17 protein-coding genes are annotated in these 16,207 nt (G+C 54.1%); 10 read left to right on the top strand and 7 right to left on the bottom strand.

Annotation, left to right across the window (positions count from 1 at the left end; genetic code table 11):
- Nucleotides 1-15: 15 nt before the first annotated feature.
- Together G549_RS20895 and G549_RS0117260 are read right to left on the bottom strand one after the other, a co-directional pair.
- Nucleotides 16-714 carry a hypothetical protein gene (locus G549_RS20895; protein WP_051214072.1) on the bottom strand — a complete coding sequence of 233 codons (699 nt, stop codon included), beginning with the start codon at nucleotides 712-714 and terminating at the stop codon, nucleotides 16-18.
- Nucleotides 699-1,274, bottom strand: a complete 576-nt coding sequence (locus G549_RS0117260) for a uracil-DNA glycosylase family protein (RefSeq protein WP_027836071.1) — start codon at nucleotides 1,272-1,274, stop codon at nucleotides 699-701. Before G549_RS0117260 ends, G549_RS20895 begins: the two co-directional genes overlap by 16 nt.
- 128 nt (nucleotides 1,275-1,402) lie before the next feature.
- Here G549_RS0117260 and G549_RS0117255 point away from each other — a divergent pair, with 128 nt between their 5' ends.
- Nucleotides 1,403-3,181: an SLC13 family permease gene (locus G549_RS0117255; protein WP_027836070.1), complete on the top strand. Its 1,779-nt coding sequence runs from the start codon at nucleotides 1,403-1,405 to the stop codon at nucleotides 3,179-3,181.
- Between the two features lie 8 nt (nucleotides 3,182-3,189).
- Entirely contained in the window at nucleotides 3,190-3,666 is a 477-nt protein-coding gene (locus G549_RS0117250) for a GNAT family N-acetyltransferase (RefSeq protein WP_051214070.1), read from the top strand.
- On the opposite strand, the gene G549_RS22130 is transcribed toward G549_RS0117250, so the two are convergent.
- From G549_RS22130 to G549_RS21575, 4 genes are all read right to left on the bottom strand, one after another.
- Nucleotides 3,667-4,683 (bottom strand): L,D-transpeptidase family protein, encoded by a 1,017-nt coding sequence (locus tag G549_RS22130; RefSeq protein ID WP_051214068.1) that lies wholly within the window; start codon nucleotides 4,681-4,683, stop codon nucleotides 3,667-3,669.
- Between the two features lie 110 nt (nucleotides 4,684-4,793).
- Complete coding sequence (locus G549_RS0117240) at nucleotides 4,794-5,750, bottom strand: acetyl-CoA carboxylase carboxyltransferase subunit alpha (protein WP_027836068.1); 957 nt, start codon at nucleotides 5,748-5,750, stop codon at nucleotides 4,794-4,796.
- Between the two features lie 107 nt (nucleotides 5,751-5,857).
- Nucleotides 5,858-6,772, bottom strand: coding sequence for a site-specific tyrosine recombinase XerD (locus G549_RS0117235; protein WP_027836067.1), 915 nt, complete (start codon nucleotides 6,770-6,772; stop codon nucleotides 5,858-5,860).
- Nucleotides 6,772-6,924, bottom strand: coding sequence for a hypothetical protein (locus tag G549_RS21575; protein ID WP_051214091.1), 153 nt, complete (start codon nucleotides 6,922-6,924; stop codon nucleotides 6,772-6,774). Before G549_RS21575 ends, G549_RS0117235 begins: the two co-directional genes overlap by 1 nt.
- Nucleotides 6,925-7,085: 161 nt before the next feature.
- Between G549_RS21575 and G549_RS0117225 the strand changes: the two genes are divergently transcribed.
- Genes G549_RS0117225 through G549_RS0117215 form a run of 3 tightly spaced genes read left to right on the top strand, consistent with a single transcriptional unit; the run spans nucleotide 7,086 to nucleotide 10,079 of the window.
- On the top strand, nucleotides 7,086-7,670 hold the full coding sequence (locus G549_RS0117225; RefSeq protein WP_027836066.1) for a shikimate kinase: 585 nt from the start codon (nucleotides 7,086-7,088) through the stop codon (nucleotides 7,668-7,670).
- 16 nt (nucleotides 7,671-7,686) lie between these two features.
- Nucleotides 7,687-8,814: a 3-dehydroquinate synthase gene (gene aroB / locus G549_RS0117220; protein WP_027836065.1), complete on the top strand. Its 1,128-nt coding sequence runs from the start codon at nucleotides 7,687-7,689 to the stop codon at nucleotides 8,812-8,814.
- The gene (locus tag G549_RS0117215) at nucleotides 8,811-10,079 is read left to right on the top strand and encodes an HlyC/CorC family transporter (RefSeq protein WP_027836064.1); all 1,269 of its coding nucleotides are present in this window, start codon (nucleotides 8,811-8,813) and stop codon (nucleotides 10,077-10,079) included. The genes aroB and G549_RS0117215 overlap by 4 nt, the downstream gene beginning before the upstream one ends.
- A 12-nt stretch (nucleotides 10,080-10,091) precedes the next feature.
- Here the strand turns inward: G549_RS0117215 and G549_RS0117210 are convergent, their stop codons facing one another.
- Nucleotides 10,092-10,346 (bottom strand): BolA family protein, encoded by a 255-nt coding sequence (locus G549_RS0117210; protein WP_027836063.1) that lies wholly within the window; start codon nucleotides 10,344-10,346, stop codon nucleotides 10,092-10,094.
- A gap of 240 nt (nucleotides 10,347-10,586) precedes the next feature.
- Between G549_RS0117210 and G549_RS0117205 the strand changes: the two genes are divergently transcribed.
- The 5 genes from G549_RS0117205 (at nucleotide 10,587) to G549_RS0117185 (ending at nucleotide 16,162) form a co-directional block, all read left to right on the top strand.
- Complete coding sequence (locus tag G549_RS0117205) at nucleotides 10,587-11,033, top strand: J domain-containing protein (protein ID WP_156905576.1); 447 nt, start codon at nucleotides 10,587-10,589, stop codon at nucleotides 11,031-11,033.
- A gap of 107 nt (nucleotides 11,034-11,140) precedes the next feature.
- Entirely contained in the window at nucleotides 11,141-12,121 is a 981-nt protein-coding gene (gene cobS / locus G549_RS0117200) for a cobaltochelatase subunit CobS (RefSeq protein WP_027836061.1), read from the top strand.
- A 21-nt stretch (nucleotides 12,122-12,142) separates the two neighbouring features.
- A complete protein-coding gene (gene cobT / locus G549_RS0117195) occupies nucleotides 12,143-14,029 on the top strand; it encodes a cobaltochelatase subunit CobT (RefSeq protein WP_027836060.1) in 1,887 nt (628 codons plus the stop codon).
- The gene (locus G549_RS0117190; protein WP_169449675.1) at nucleotides 13,986-15,017 is read left to right on the top strand and encodes an esterase-like activity of phytase family protein; all 1,032 of its coding nucleotides are present in this window, start codon (nucleotides 13,986-13,988) and stop codon (nucleotides 15,015-15,017) included. The genes cobT and G549_RS0117190 overlap by 44 nt, the downstream gene beginning before the upstream one ends.
- Before the next feature lie 98 nt (nucleotides 15,018-15,115).
- Nucleotides 15,116-16,162 (top strand): M42 family metallopeptidase, encoded by a 1,047-nt coding sequence (locus tag G549_RS0117185; RefSeq protein WP_027836058.1) that lies wholly within the window; start codon nucleotides 15,116-15,118, stop codon nucleotides 16,160-16,162.
- Nucleotides 16,163-16,207: the final 45 nt, after the last annotated feature.

Raw genomic sequence — 16,207 nt, 5'->3', positions numbered from 1 at the left:
GAATGCCAAGCACGTCTATCTTGGGTCGTACCGATAGGCATCAAGTTGACGCTCAAGCGCTTCCAGATCAGTGATCGGTGCGGGCTTAAACACTGCCATTCGCCCCACCATATGCGCTTTTGGCACAAACTGCTCAATGCAATGATAGTGTGGCCGATCCACATAATCATCGACAATAATGGTATAGTCGCGCGCGCCATCCAGCGCTTTGATTGCTTTGAGAAAACAGGCGACGCGAAACCGCCCGTCGATCAATACCAGATCTGGCGCGACCTCCATTTCTGGAAAATCCGAATAGGCATCAAACTTTGCCAATCGCGTTGAATTGGGTCGCCTAAATCCGCCTGGATAGCCCCAATTTTCCGTCGGCCCAATATCGGCATGCACCAGATTTTGCTCTGGCGCCGACAATCCCGCAGCGGCGATGGAATGTGCAACGCTACGACAAAATCTCAGGTCGCTCTCTTTGCTGAAAAACGGTTTCTTCAACTGCGCCGCTGCAAAAGTGGTGCCGCCGCTGCCATATTCCAAATAGCTTTTTGCCGCAGCAAGTTGCGCCAAAAACCAAGCACTTGACGACTCATTGTCGAAATAGGGCGCCGTGCCTGTCTTAAACAAAAAGGGTGATAAAAGCTGCGGCGGAAGCTGCAACCCAACGGCGGCGTAATGAAACAATACTGACCGAAAATGCGGCGGCTTTAAGAGAGCAGACAATCGACACGCCTTTGAAGTGCAGGAACAATGCTTTGTTCATACCATGGGTTGCGCCGCAACCATATATTGTTTCGCGGGCTGGGATGCGGCAGCACCATATGGCGGGGTTGAAAGTCCTGCCAGTTTTTCACGGTCTCTGTGAGGGTCTTATAGGCCCGCTTGCCCAAATGATAGTCGACGGCGTAAGCGCCAATCACCACAATCAATTCAAGCTGATCCATTTCTTCAAAAATCCGGTCGTGCCAGGTGGCGCGACATTCAGGCCGCGGTGGCAAATCACCGGATTTGCCCGTGCCCGGATAGCAAAAACCCATGGGCACAATCGCAAACAGGTCAGGATCGTAAAACTGGTCGCGGGTCACCCCCAGCCACTCGCGCAATCGATCCCCGCTTTTATCGTTAAACGGCAATCCCGTCTCATACACCACGCGCCCCGGCGCTTGTCCGGCAATGGCAATTTTTGCCTTTTGACTCAATTGCACTACAGGCCGAACCCCATGCGCCAAATGCGGCAAACAAAGGGTGCAAGCTGCAATTTCTTTCTTTAAACTTTCAACCATCTCTTTATTTCATTTCTGCCCCCAATTTGGGGCAAACTTTCCCGTCAAAAGACTGGCCACACGCGCCACAGTTTGCCATCATGCGCCAAAATTGACAAAGGAAAGTGGCAGGTTGGGAGCCCCCTTTTATGACGCTCGATCAAATTATTCTGTTTAGCTTGTTCTTTCTGGTTTTTGTGGGACTGCTGTGGGGCAAATGGCGCTACGATCTGGTGGCGTTCACCGCCCTCATTGCCGGTCTGATCGCCGGGGTCGTTCCAACCGAAATTGCCTTTGAGGGCTTTGGCCACCCGGCCACCATCATCGTGGCGCTGGTGCTGGTGGTTTCACGCGGCCTCACCAATTCAGGCGCTGTGGACCTGATCACCCGCTCGGTGATCGATCACTCCCGCTCCATTGGCATGCACATCACCATTATGGGTGGCATTGGCGGCATACTTTCCGCCTTTATGAACAATGTGGCCGCGCTGGCGCTGCTGATGCCTGTAGACATTCAAGCCGCGCAAAAGGCGGGTCGCACGCCGGGTCAAACCCTGATGCCGCTTTCCTTCGCCACCATTTTGGGCGGGCTGATGACCCTGATCGGCACGCCGCCCAACATCATCATTGGTTCTTTCCGAGAGTCGGCGTTAGGTGAACCCTTCGGCATGTTCGACTTTGCGCCCGTCGGCATCATTGTTGCCACCATCGGCATCATTTTTGTGTCCACCATTGGCTGGCGCTTGATCCCGGAACAAAAGAAAGCCAAAAACTCGCCGCAAGATTTGATGGAGCTGGAAGGCTATGTCGCCGATTTGGTGGTGGCCGAAGGTTCATCCGCCATCGGCCAACAGGTCAAAGATTTGGATTCCATTGCGGAAGAAAACGATTGCATCATTCTTGGGCTTTCCCGTCGCGGCAAACGATTGGCCGGACGGGCTCGCAATGAAGAAATCCGTGAAGGGGATTCCTTGATCATTGAAGCCGCACCCGCTGCCATCAACGCGCTGGTCGGCGCATTGAGCCTGCAATATCAGGGCCAAGCCTCCTCGTCTAAAAACGCCCTGTCCGGCGATCTGATGCTGGCCGAAGCTGTGGTCGGCAATGACAGCCGTTTGATTGGCCGCACTGCGATGAATATTCGGTTGCTGTCGCGCTATGGCGTGTCGCTTTTGGGGCTTTCGCGCCAAGGCCAGACCCAGCGTGAACAAGTGCGCAAAACCAAACTGCAGCCTGGTGATATTTTGCTGCTGCTCGGCGCGCCTGAGGCCATTGACGATGTGATCCCGCGCATGGGCTGTTTGCCTTTGGCAGATCGTGGCCTGCAAGTGACCCAATATGAGCGCGCCGGATTGGCCATTGGCCTATTTGCCGCCGCCCTGATTGCCGCCAGCATTGGCTGGCTCTATCTGCCTGTCGCCCTCGCCCTGGTGGCCGTGGTGTTCGTTTATACTGACATTGTGCCCATCCGCGAATTATACGACACAATCGAATGGCCCGTTGTGGTGCTGCTGGGCTCGATGATCCCCTTAGGCAGCGCGTTAGAAAGCTCCGGCGGCACCCAATTGATTGTTGATGGCTTGGCAGCGGCCACCGCAGGGTTGCCTGCCTGGGTGGCCCTCACCCTGCTCATGATCGTGACCATGACCCTGTCGGACGTGCTCAACAACACCGCCACCGCCATCGTTGCGGCCCCCATTGCCGTCGGCCTTGCCAGCCAAATGGGGGTTAACCCGGACACCTTTTTGATGGCCGTGGCCATTGCCGCCTCTTGCGCGTTTTTGACCCCCATCGGCCATAAAAACAATATGCTGGTGCTGGGCCCGGGTGGTTATTCCTTTGCAGATTACTGGCGCATGGGTCTACCATTGGAAATCTTGATTGTGGCTATATCCGTGCCCGCCTTGTTGGTCTTTTGGCCGCTTTAGGAGAAATGATGAGCGAAACTGAATTCGATGCGCAATTGTTGGAAGCGGTGCGCAACCTCAATAATGCCCATGAGGTGGAAACATCATGGTTAGAGCCCGAAGACCTGAAAAAGCTGCTGGATGTGGCTTATTTCGTGGAGGTTGTGGATGAAGCAGATGCGTTCTTGATCGCCATGAATGAGCAGTCGGCTCATGACGGGATCAATTTCGGCTGGTTCAAAGACCATTATGAGAATTTTGTCTATATCGACCGGATCGTGACCGACGCACGCGCCCGCGGCCAAGGATTGGCCAAAAGCCTTTATGAAGCCCTGTTTGATGCGGCCAAAGCTGATGGACAAGAAATAGTGGGCTGTGAAATCAACCGTGAACCGCCCAATCTCGGTTCAGAAGCTTTTCACCAAAAGATGGGCTTCGACAAAATTGCCGAAGCATCTTTGCCCAACGGCAAGACCGTTGGCTATTGGATCAAGAAACTAAACTGATCAGTCGCGTGCTGGCGGTGTTGGCGCGTTCGGATCCGTTTGGCCGCTTTGCGCGCCATCACTGCCGCCGCCGAACAAACTGCCAAACCAGCCCGTCACTTTTGAGGTTTGCTGCTCAATCGCAGCTTGCCGTTCCGCAGCGGCTTGTTTTGCTTCGAGCCGCCGCTGTTCAGCCTCAGCCTCATCCAACTTGGTTTGTTCGATATCCGCCTGCGCCTCTTTAAACGCGACATCGTCTTTGGCTTGCTTGGCCATCACGGCTGCCTTGATCGCCGGATCCAAAGTTGACGCGCCACAGGCCCCGGAGCGGTTAAAGCTGTAATCGCCTGAACATACATCCCACTGGGGCTTGGTCTTGCTGACCTCAAAAATGTCGTAGCCCTCTTTGATGTTTTTCCAAAACGCCATATGCGGGCTGCTGGCGTTGAGCGCCAGGTTTTTCCCCGTCATGCGGAATGGATAAACCTGCACCTGCACCGACCGATTGCCACCGCTATGGCTCTCGCGCACCAAAGCATAAATCTCACCGACCTGTTCATCCGTCATGGCATAGCAGCCGCGCGAAGTGCAGTCGCCATGCACCATGATGTTCGAACCCGTGCGGCCATGACTGCGGTCAAACTTGTTGGGGAAGCCAAGATTGAATGACAAGAAATAGTTGGAGCGCGGGTTCATGTGCCCCGGCGTCACTTCGTAAAACCCTTCAGGCGATTGCCGGTCGCCCTCTTTAAATTTAGGGCCCAAATCACCAGACCAGGCGCAAATATCATAGGTGCGGAACAGCTCATATTTGCCAGTCGCCTTCACCTGTTTCCACACTTCAAGCTCGCTATCTTGCTTAAAGATGCGAATAATCATCGGCGCCCCGGGTGAAGAGCCCATGCCCTCCAACTGGGCTGTGGTGAAAGACGATAGGGGAATGTTACCACGGTCTTCAAACCCAGTGGTACACGCTGCCACAAACAGTAGCGAAGTGAACAAAAATACGAGTTTAGTGATGCGTGTTGCTTTGGCCACAAATAGTCCCCGACGCGCTGTTGGCTCAACCTTGCCCCTAATTATGTGTAAATCTTTACACATAATAGGACGTTAACGTGAAGCAATTGCGCCGCAAAGCGCAATCACAATCAAGTGATTTTAGTACCAATATTCAGGAACTTTTCGCGCCGCTCTTCGCGGATTTCTTTGCGGTCTTTTCCATCATAGCTTTTCAAAAAGTCGCGCACCAGATTGCCGGTCGCCTCGATGACTTGCGCTGAATGCCGGTGGGCCCCGCCAGCCGGCTCTGCAATAATCTGATCCACCACACCAAATTTCAGCAAATCTTGCGCTGTGATTTTCATGGAGTTTGCAGCTTCCTGCGCCTTGCCCGCATCACGCCACAAAATTGAAGCCGAAGCCTCTGGCGACGCCACGGTGTAGATAGAATGCTCAAGCATGGCCACTTTTGAAGCGGCGGCGATGGCGATGGCCCCGCCGGAGCCGCCTTCACCCGTCACCACGGCCAAATTGGGCACGCCCAGTTCGAGGCATTTTTCAGTTGAGCGGGCAATCGCTTCGGCTTGGCCGCGCTCTTCCGCGCCAACACCGGGATAGGCCCCGGCTGTATCCACCAAATACAAAACCGGAATATCAAACCGATCTGCCAATTCCATGATCCGCACGGCTTTACGATAGCCTTCCGGGCGGGCCGAACCGAAATTGTGCTTCAGGCGCGATTCTGTATCTGAACCTTTTTCAATGCCAACCACCGCAATGGATTGGCCATCAAACCGACCAAAACCAGCCTGGATCGCCGCATCTTCCGAAAATTTGCGGTCACCTGCCATCGGGGTGAAATCGGTGATCAATTCCTTGACATAATCAACAAAATGGGGCCGCGAAGGATGGCGCGCAATTTGTGTTTTTTGCCACGGGGTCAGCTTGGCGTAAATATCCGCCAGCGCCTCATCCGCACGCTGCTGCAGCCGCTTCACCTCATCTTCAATTTCAACCGCCTCACCGCTTTGAGCAAGGGATTTCAGCTCTTGTACTTTCGCTTGTAGATCAGCGACAGGTTTTTCAAACTCAAGATAAGATTGCATAATTACCAGCTTTACTTATGTCCTATTTGCGCCGTTCACGCCATTTGGCGCGGAAAGTGGCGATTTGCCCCTTAAATGTCAAGCTTCATAAGGGTGCGCGGTTAACTCTATTGCGCCAAAGGATGATGCTTTTCCACCAACTGCGTCAAGCGCTCATCCAATATATGGGTATATATCTGTGTGGTCGAAATATCAGCATGCCCCAGCAAGACTTGCACGACCCGAAGGTCCGCGCCTCTTTCCAACAAATGTGAGGCAAAAGCATGGCGCAATATATGCGGTGAAATTTTTGTTGGGTCGATCCCCGCGTCAATGGCAATTTGCTTCAACTCTCGGGCAAAAACCTGCCGCGCCAAATGACCCTCTTTGGTGTTGGCGGGAAAGGCGAACCGCCCCGGGGGGAGTTTTTTCAAATAGTTTAAAAGCGCATCCTTTGCCCGATCATTGAGCGGCACCATACGTTCTTTGTCACCCTTGCCGCGCACCACCAGCATCGCCGCTTCCTTAACAATCGCCGACCGCAACAAGGCAACCAGTTCCGAGACCCGCATGCCCGTGCCATAAAGCAGTTCCAGCAACACATAATTACGCTCTGCCTTCAGCTGCGCTTTGGGCGACAAATCCGGCTGTGCCATCGCCGCCTCCGCCGCATCAAACAATCGATCAACCTCATCAATACTCAACGTTTTGGGCAATCGCTGCCCCGCCTTTGGCGCTGGCACAATCGCGGTGGGGTCGTCTTTGCGCAAATTTTCCGCCACCAGAAACCGATGGAATTGCTTGATGGCGCTCAGATGTCGCGCTTGGGTGGTCGCGGCAAATCCTTGGCGCTCCAACTGCATCAAATAGGCCTGCACCCCATTGCGGTCTACGGTCAGCAAAGAGGTGCGCTTTTCGCTGAGATGGGCAACATATTGTTGCAAATCGCGTTGATAAGCGTCGAGCGTGTTTTGTGCGGCACCGCGCTCTGCGCTCATCATATCCAGAAATAAATCTAAATGACGCTCATGAGGGTCAGACATTATGTGTTGTTGCCAAATAAATCACGCGCCGGAATGCGCTCGGTCATTTCCCGTGGTGTCGGCTCCACAAACACGGTGAGGGCCACCATGGACCCAAAAACCAACGCCGCCAAAAATGCTAAAAACACAACAAACCTGATCAAGGTCGGCATATCGACACCCTCCATTGGCCCCTTTTTCGCTTATTTAGCCCATCATTTCAAGAAATTACCGCGCAGGTGGTGAATAAGCACAGGCCCACCACGCCGACAACAAGGCTTGACATTAAACCCAACAAATGGCTTCAACAGCGTAGAATTCAAAGGAGAGTAGAGTGGGCGACGGGCTGACCAGCACGGATGTGAGTGAAAAGAGCAAACTGGTCAACCAACAGCTGGGCACCAAGCCAATCGTGCTGATTGGATTGATGGGCGCCGGCAAATCCACTGTGGGCCGCCGCATCGCCAACTATTTGAACCGCCCCTTCATTGATAGCGACAACGAAATCGAAAAAGCGGCAGGCATGCCCATCCCCGATATTTTTGAAACCCATGGCGAAGACGAGTTTCGCGCCGGGGAAGTGCGGGTGATTTCGCGGCTGTTGACCGAAAACAAAAATACCGTGATTGCCACTGGTGGCGGCGCCTTCATGAATGAAGAAACCCGCGACAATATCAAACGGCACGCGATATCACTGTGGTTGGATGCAGACATCAATTTGCTGTTTGAGCGCGTCTCGCGCCGCAACACCCGCCCGCTTTTGCGCACGGCAGATCCCTTTGGCACGCTGAAAGCCCTTTATGATGCGCGCAATCCAACATATGCTCTGGCCGACGTGAAGGTCACTTCATTTGACGGCACCCACGAGGCTGTGGCGGCAAAAGCCATCGATGCCCTCGCCTCTTATCTGACCGCTTAACCTGTAAGAAGAAATTATGTCGACCGAAAACGCCCTAAAACCGATCATTGTGCCTATTGATTTAGGCGACCGCGCCTACGACATCGAGATCGCACCCGATGTATTGGACCGCTTGGGCGGCATTTTGAAAGAAAAGTTTCCCGGCGCGCGTTTCGGCGTGGTGACCGATTTGAATGTGGAAAAGAACCAATGGGCGCGACTGCAAAAAAGCCTCGAGGCCCACGGCTTGAACTATGCCCTCATCTCCATCCCCCCCGGTGAAAATGCCAAAAGCATGGCCCGTCTCGATAGCGTGGTGTTTGCCCTTTTGAAAGAGAAGCTGGAGCGCAACGATATTGTGCTGGCCTTCGGTGGAGGGGTGATCGGCGATCTGGCGGGCTTTGCTGCTGCCATCATGCGGCGCGGCATGGACTTTGTGCAAATCCCCACCTCCCTTTTGGCGCAAGTCGATAGTTCCGTTGGGGGCAAAACCGGGGTGAACTCGCCCCACGGCAAAAACCTGATCGGCGCATTTCACCAACCGCGCTTTGTCGCCGCTGATTTGGGTGTACTCGAAACTTTGTCGGAACGTCATTTCCGCGCTGGTTATGCCGAGGTGGTCAAATATGGCTTGATCGATGATGAGGAGTTTTTCTTCTGGCTTGAAGAAAACCAACCCGAAATCTTTGCAGGCGGCCCGGCCCGCGCCGAGGCGATTGCCCGCGCCTGTCGCGCCAAAGCCCGCGTGGTGGTGGCTGACGAGCGCGAAATGGGCCAACGCGCCCTACTTAATCTGGGGCACACTTTTGGCCACGCGCTTGAATCGGCCACCGGATACTCAGATCGCTTGATCCATGGCGAAGGGGTGGCCATCGGCATGGCCTTGGCCCATCGTTTCTCCACCAAGCTCGGCCTGTCCAACGCCCAAGATGATGCGCGCGTGGTGGCGCACTTGAAAAAAGCGGGCTTGCCCACCAATTTGAGTGACATTCCCGGCGATCTGCCGCCCACGGCGGATTTGCTCGACCTGATTACCCAAGACAAAAAGGTCTCGCGCGGCGCGCTGACCTTTATTTTGACAAAAGGCATAGGCAAGGCTTTCATTGAGAAAAATGTCAATCCTGACCAAGTGTTTGAATTCTTGAACGAAGAACGGCAAAAATGACCGAATTAACTCTGACCTTCTGGGTTTCCGTTGGCGCCATCATCTTTCTGCTGGCGCTTTCCGGCTTTTTTTCTGGCTCTGAAACGGCGCTGACCGCTGCCAGCCGCGCCCGCATCCACCATTGGGTGAAAGCCGGAAAAAGCAAAGCATCCGTCGTAGAAAAACTGATCGTCGATAAGGAACGCCTGATCGGCGCCCTGCTGCTGGGCAACAATCTGGTCAATATCTTGGCCTCGTCCTTGGCAACCAGCGTGTTGATCTCGCTGTTCGGCGATTCCGGCGTCATCTACGCCACCCTGGTGATGACGCTATTGGTGGTGATTTTTTCTGAGGTGCTGCCCAAAACCTGGGCCATCTCAAAACCCGACGAATTCTCCCTCAATGTGGGCCCCTTTGTGCGGCCCGTTGTGGTGGTGTTTGCCCCCATCACCTATGCTATCCAAAAGCTGGTCAATTTGATGCTCCGCCTTTTAGGTGCGCGTGCCGAAGATGATGAATATGGCCTGACCGGGCATGATGAGCTGCGCGGCACCGTGGATCTGCTGCACCGCGAAGGTGAAGTGATCAAAAACGACCGCGACATGCTGGGCGGCATTTTGGATTTGAGCGAATTGGAAGTGAACGACGTGATGGTGCACCGCACCAAAATGTTGGCCTTTGACGCTGATTTGCCCAAAGAGCAATTGGTGCAGGATATTTTGGAAAGCCCCTATACCCGCATTCCATTGTGGCGCAATGATCAAGACAACATTGTCGGCATCGTCCACGCCAAAGACTTGCTGCGCGCCCTGTTCCGCGCCGGCGGTAACGTGGAAAAGCTCGATTTCTCGAAAATTGTCTCAAAGCCCTGGTTTGTGCCCGACACCACCCCCGTACAAGCGCAGCTGAACGCCTTTTTGCGGGAAAAAGCCCACATCGCAATGATCGTGGATGAATATGGCGAAGTGGAAGGGCTGCTGACCCTTGAAGATATTTTGGAAGAAATCGTGGGCGAAATTGCCGACGAGCATGACGAGATTATGGAAGGGGCGCAAAAGCAACCCGACGGCAGCTATATTGTGGACGGCTCCGTGCCGATCCGTGATTTGAACCGGACGCTCGATTGGCATTTGCCCGACGAAGACGCCAACACCATCGCCGGACTGATCGTGGAAGAAGCCAAAATGATCCCGGAAGTGAATCAGGTCTTCACCTTCCATGGCTTCCGCTTCAAGGTGCTAAAAAAGGAACGCAACCGGATCACGGAAATCAAAATCGTGCCGTAATGCACCGATTGGTCATTTCACCTTGATCACGAGGGCATGGACGCGGTCTTCAAGCTCTTCGGCCAAACAGCCATTGATGGCGCGATGCTGTTCAACCCGGCTTTTGTCCGCAAGGCTTTGGGCCGAAATCACGACGCGAAAATGAGTTTCGCCGCCTTCGCGCCAGCCGCCATGACCGCGGTGAAGTTCGGATTCATCGATCACTTCGAGGTGTTCTGGCGAGAATGTCGCATTTAATTTTGAAATAATCGCGTCTTTTACCAACATAGGGGTTTTTCTCTTTTCCATTTTTAGGCTAAAAGGGGTCCCCTTTCATAAATCAATTGAGCCGAGAAATTGCAATCCAAGCTGTTCGATAAAATTCGCGTTAAAAAAAGAGCCTCTTCATCCGGCAAGCCTGAAGATGGATCACCACGCTGCGCATGGAAAGGTTGTGAGGAACCGGGAATCCACAAGGCCCCCAAAGGCCCAAACACGCCCGGACATCACCAATTCTGCTTGGCCCATGTGCGTGAATATAACAAGAATTACGACTTTTTCTCTGATCTGGGCGACGACGAAATCAAAGATATCGTCTCCGACCGTTCCTATGGCCGCCCCACTTGGGACACGCGCGCAGGCAAAGGCGGCAGCGTTGGCGCCGACTCTAACGGCCGCACCAAAAAGAAAAAGCGTCACGATCCATCCAATGTTTTTGCGCGCTATGCCCGCATGCAGGGCAAATCGAGCGGCCCCAACCGCTCAGCAGATCGCAAAATTTTGGAGGCCGACCGCAAGGCGCTTGAAATGCTGGGCGTGAGCCCCACCGACAGCGCCGACGCCATCAAATTGGCCTATAAGGATTTGGTGAAAAAGCACCACCCCGACATTAATGGGGGCGACAAAAGCTCTGAAGAGCGCTTGCGCAATATCATCACCGCTTATAACCATTTGAAGGCCAAAGGGTTCGTTTAACCCTTGGGTACGCCACAATTTGCTGTTATAGAAATCTCAACTAAAACCTTACCCGCCATTTTCGGCACTATGCCGTGCTTCGGCCAGACCTGACGAAGGCATCCGCTATGACTGAACAAACCGCTCCATTACCCGATACCGAATATAATGCCCGTGACCTTTTTGGCATTGATTCCGACCTTGTGGTGAAAGGTTACAAAGAGCGCACAGAACATGTGCCGCCCCTTGATCCTGATTATTTGTTCGACAAGGCCACTACTTTGGCCATTTTGGCCGGGTTTGAGCACAACCGCCGTGTGATGGTGCAAGGCTATCACGGTACGGGTAAATCCACCCACATCGAACAGGTTGCCGCGCGATTGAACTGGCCTTTGGTGCGGGTAAACCTCGACAGCCATGTGAGCCGGATCGATCTGGTGGGTAAAGACGCCATTGTGTTGAAAGACGGCAAGCAAATCACCGAATTCCGCGATGGCATTTTGCCATGGGCGCTGAAAAACAATGTCGCCATCGTGTTTGATGAATATGATGCGGGCCGTCCCGACGTGATGTTCGTGATTCAGCGCGTGCTGGAAGTGTCAGGTCGCCTTACATTGTTGGACCAAAACAAAGTGATCGAACCACACCCTGCCTTCCGCTTGTTTGCCACCACCAACACCATCGGTTTGGGCGATACGTCCGGGCTTTATCACGGCACGCAGCAGATCAACCAGGGCCAAATGGACCGTTGGTCTTTGGTGACCACGCTGAACTATTTGCCGCACGAAAAAGAAGTGGGCATTGTGTTGGCCAAAGCCAAGCAGTTCCAGAATGAAGAAGGCGAAAAGACCGTTTCCAACATGGTGCGCCTTGCTGACATGACCCGTCAGGCGTTCATCAATGGCGATTTGTCGACCGTGATGAGCCCACGGACCGTGATCACATGGGCGGAAAACACCCAGATATTCGGCGATATCGGCTTTGCCTTCCGCCTCACCTTCCTCAACAAGTGTGATGAGCTGGAACGCCCTGTTGTGGCTGAGTTCTACCAGCGTGTATTTGGCACAGATCTGCCAGAATCCGCTGCGAACATCGCCCTGAGCGCCTAACCGCCAACCCAAAGAGGCACCATGTCTTTATCCGGGAAAAAGCAAAACCGGGCCGACCCGACCGCCACGCTGAAAAACGCGATTGGCGCAACGGTGCGGACCGTGTCTGGCGAACGCGAATTGGAGGTGGCCTTCACCTCCGATCGACCGCTTTTGACCAAAGACAAGGCCCGGCTGGCCAACTTGCCGCGCGTGCCCAAAGCTGAAGACATTGCTATTGCCCGGGGCCAGGGTGACGCCATGTCTATGCGCCTGGCGGCCCATGACACCAAAAAACACAATCGTTATGCCCCGCAGGACCCCGAAGCCCGCGCGGTGTTTGATGCGCTCGAGCAAGTACGCGTGGAGGCGCTTGGGGTGGAACGCCTGCCCGGCATGAAAGACAATTTGTCGGCCATGCTGGAAGACAAAATGTTCCGCGCCAACTATTCCAACATCAAAGACATTGCCGATGCGCCTTTGGCCGAAGCCATGAGCCTGGTGTTGCGCGAAAAAATCGCCGGCATGAAGGTGCCCCCCTCCGGTGAAAAACTGGTGGAGTTCTGGCGCGATACCATTGAAGACAAAGTTGGCGATGGCCTTGATAATCTCGGCGATTTTCTTGATGACCAAGTCGAGTTTTCCAAACTGACCCGCAACGCCCTGCGCAATCTCGACATGATGATTGATGCTGACCCCACCGATTTGGATGGCGACGAGGACGAAAGCGGCGAAGATGCCGATCCGCAAAACGCACCAGACGAAAATGCGGATAAGCAGGATGGCTCTGCGGACCAAGAAGAAATGGATATGGACGCCGAGCAAGCGCCCGGCGACACCGAAGAAGAAGGCGAGACCGACGGTCAAGAAGCCAGCTTAGAGGAAACCGAAGAGCAAGAAGCGCCGATTGAACAAGGCGAAGACGCGGCCAACACCCCGCCGCAAAACGACATTCCAGATCATTTCCGCAATATGCCGGAATATAAGATCTTCACCACCAAGTTTGACGAGATCATTGGCGCGGCCGAGCTTTGCCCACCTGAAGAATTGGCGCAATTGCGTGCCTTACTCGACAAGCAATTGGATAGCCTGACGGGTGCTGTTGCGCGGTTGGCCAACAAATTGCAACGTCGCTTAATGGCGCAGCAAAATCGCTCTTGGGAATTTGACCTTGAAGAAGGCCTGTTGGACACGTCACGGATCACCCGCGTGGTGACCGATCCGCTGCAGCCTTTGTCATTTAAGATCGAAAAAGACACAGACTTCCGCGATACCGTCGTGACCCTGTTGATCGACAATTCCGGCTCCATGCGCGGTCGCCCGATCACTATTGCCGCCATTTGCGGCGACATTCTTGCGCGCACGCTGGAGCGTTGTGGCGTGAAGGTTGAGATTTTGGGCTTCACCACCCGTGCCTGGAAAGGCGGCAAATCTCGCGAAGCGTGGATGCAAGCTGGTCGCCCGGCCAATCCTGGTCGGATCAACGATGTGCGCCACATCATCTATAAAGCCGCGGATGAGCCTTGGCGCCATGCCAAAGACAATCTCGGCCTGATGATGCGCGAAGGCTTATTGAAAGAAAATATCGATGGCGAGGCGCTGCAATGGGCGCATAAACGGATTTTATCCCGGCCCGAAAATCGCCGCATATTGATGGTGATTTCCGATGGCGCGCCTGTGGATGACAGCACACAATCCGTCAATCCCGGCAACTATTTGGAAAAACATCTACGGTTCGTCATTGAAGATATTGAAACACGTTCGCCTGTTCAATTGGTGGCCATCGGTATCGGCCACGATGTTACCCGCTATTACCGCCGGGCGGTCACGCTGCTCGACGCGGAAGAGCTGGCGGGTGCGCTTACGGACAATCTGGCCGATTTGTTTGACGAAGAACCGCCATCAAAAGCCCGTGCACGCCGCCGCTAGGCGAATAGCATTTGCACTTTTTGCCAGCGGCCTTTGCGCCGCTGCGCCCGCCTCTGCGGAACCTCTCACAATTGACCTGCAGCCCATCGAGCGCTTTCAAGGGCGCAATAAAGGCGACAAGATCGACAAGCTGATCTGGCGCGGCGGGTTTGTGCTGCGCAATGATCATGAACAGTTTGGCGGCTTCTCCGGCATCACATTCACCTCTGACGATGGCAAATTTGCTGCGGTGAGTGATCGTGGACATTTTCTAAATGGCAAAATGTCCTATGATCAAGCAGGCAATTTGGGCGACCTCAACAACATCACCCTCGTGCCAATTAAAAACTCAAAGGGCGCCAATTTACCCACCCGCTTTTCGCGCGATTCTGAAAGCATCGAGACCATTTTTCGCGACGGGGTCCCGAGCGCCGTCCGGGTCGCCTTTGAGCACCTGACCCGCGTCGCAGATTTCGAATTGGTGGACGGTTGGCCGCAAGGGGCGGCACGCGAAGTCTCCATCCCCGATTGGTTGCGCAGAAACCGCCACAATGGTTCGTTGGAGGCGCTTTGCATCGCCCCACCCGCTTCCCCGATTGCCGGCTCCACCTTAATGCTCACGGAGAACGTGAAAGCCAGCGGCGGTGACCATGCTGCATGGCTGAAAGGCAATGAGGACCGCGGCGAACTCAGCTTTGCGCGCGAAGGCGGGTTTAAACCCACAGCTTGCGCCTTTTTGCCCAATGGCGACCTGCTGATTCTCAAGCGCGACGTCTCCCTGATCGGCTTCACCATGCGGCTGGAACTGATCACCAGCGACAGGATTAAGCCCGGCGCGCGGATAAGGGGGGAGACCATCTTGGCTGCCGGCGGCACCGCAGTGGACAATATGGAAGGACTTGCGGTAAGTATTGGTCCGACCAATAATCCACGAATCACACTTGTTTCCGACGACAATTTTAATGGCTGGCAACGCACAATGTTATTGCAATTCGATATTTTGTATTAATTATGCGGCATTATGCTTGAGTTTACGGCAAATAAAAGTAACTTGATTTACCAAGTTTCGAGCGTCTAACGAAACGTGACATAACAAGGGATAAATATATGAATATCGACCTGCTTAAGCGCCTGTGTGAAACACCCGGCGTACCCGGACGCGAAGACCGTATTCGCGAGGTGATCAAAAGCGAAATTGAAGGCCTTTTTGACGAAGTCACTATGGACCCGATGGGTTCACTGCTGTGCAAGCGCAACCCCACCAAAAAGGGCAAAGGCACCCCGAAAAAAGTCATGCTGCTCTGCCATATGGACGAGATTGGCTTTTTGGTTTCACACATCAGCGACAAGGGTCACATCTATATTGATCCCGTTGGCGGCTTTGACCCACGCAATTTGTTCTCACGCCGGGTTTTGGTGTGCACCGATGATGGCGATTATAAAGGCGTGATGAACCCCGGTGGAAAACCAATCCACATTCAAGAACCTGGCGACGCAAAAAAAGTGCCCGGCCTGTCAGAATTTTTCGTGGACCTCGGCATGGGCGAAAAGACCAAAGACAAGGTCAAAATCGGCGATTACATCGTGATGGACGAGCCCTTGCTCGATCTTGAAGACAAAGTTGTCTCCAAGGCACTGGATAACCGCGTGGCCTGCTGGCTCGGCATCGAATCGATCCGCAAGCTGGTCGAAGATGGTGGCAAACATGAATGCGAAATCCATGTGGCCTTCACCACCCAAGAAGAGGTTGGCTTGCGCGGCGCCCGCACAGCGGCCTATGCCATTAAACCCGATATCGGCCTTGGCATTGACGTCACCCTCGCCTGCGACACGCCCGGCGTGCCTGAGCATCAGCGTGTGACCGTTCAAGGCGAAGGCGTTGGCCTGCACATCAAAGATTCCAGCTTCATTGCCGATATCGGCCTTGTGCGCGAAATGGAAGAACTGGCTGAAAAGAACAAAATTCCGTATCAGCGCACCATTTTGGCCCGGGGCGGCCAAGACGGCGCGGCAGCGCAACAAGCCGCGGCTGGCGCGAAAGCCATCGGCATCGTGGTGGGCACACGCTATGTGCACACCGTGACCGAAATGATCGACAAAACTGACCTAGGTGCCGCCCGCGATATCCTGGCGACCTATTTGTCGACACACTAGCTGTTATATCCAGTTGAATAATCAAAAGCCCGCAGCATCTGCTGC

The sequence above is a fragment of the Maritalea myrionectae DSM 19524 genome, assembly GCF_000423365.1.
In the GTDB taxonomy this organism is placed as follows: domain Bacteria; phylum Pseudomonadota; class Alphaproteobacteria; order Rhizobiales; family Devosiaceae; genus Maritalea; species Maritalea myrionectae.
The sequence above is the reverse complement of the archived record's forward strand: the minus strand, read 5'-3'. Positions and strand labels throughout refer to the sequence as shown.

Bases quoted from the DNA above. Each gene is read 5' to 3' on its own strand.
- G549_RS0117250 (WP_051214070.1), top strand. From the start codon at position 3,190: ATGAGCGAAACTGAATTCGATGCGCAATTGTTGGAAGCGGTGCGCAAC.
- G549_RS0117260 (WP_027836071.1), bottom strand. From the start codon at position 1,274: ATGGTTGAAAGTTTAAAGAAAGAAATTGCAGCTTGCACCCTTTGTTTG.
- G549_RS0117255 (WP_027836070.1), top strand. From the start codon at position 1,403: ATGACGCTCGATCAAATTATTCTGTTTAGCTTGTTCTTTCTGGTTTTT.
- G549_RS0117235 (WP_027836067.1), bottom strand. From the start codon at position 6,772: ATGTCTGACCCTCATGAGCGTCATTTAGATTTATTTCTGGATATGATG.
- aroB (WP_027836065.1), top strand. From the start codon at position 7,687: ATGTCGACCGAAAACGCCCTAAAACCGATCATTGTGCCTATTGATTTA.
- G549_RS21575 (WP_051214091.1), bottom strand. From the start codon at position 6,924: ATGCCGACCTTGATCAGGTTTGTTGTGTTTTTAGCATTTTTGGCGGCG.
- G549_RS0117210 (WP_027836063.1), bottom strand. From the start codon at position 10,346: ATGTTGGTAAAAGACGCGATTATTTCAAAATTAAATGCGACATTCTCG.
- G549_RS0117185 (WP_027836058.1), top strand. From the start codon at position 15,116: ATGAATATCGACCTGCTTAAGCGCCTGTGTGAAACACCCGGCGTACCC.
- cobT (WP_027836060.1), top strand. From the start codon at position 12,143: ATGTCTTTATCCGGGAAAAAGCAAAACCGGGCCGACCCGACCGCCACG.
- G549_RS0117215 (WP_027836064.1), top strand. From the start codon at position 8,811: ATGACCGAATTAACTCTGACCTTCTGGGTTTCCGTTGGCGCCATCATC.
- cobS (WP_027836061.1), top strand. From the start codon at position 11,141: ATGACTGAACAAACCGCTCCATTACCCGATACCGAATATAATGCCCGT.
- G549_RS0117240 (WP_027836068.1), bottom strand. From the start codon at position 5,750: ATGCAATCTTATCTTGAGTTTGAAAAACCTGTCGCTGATCTACAAGCG.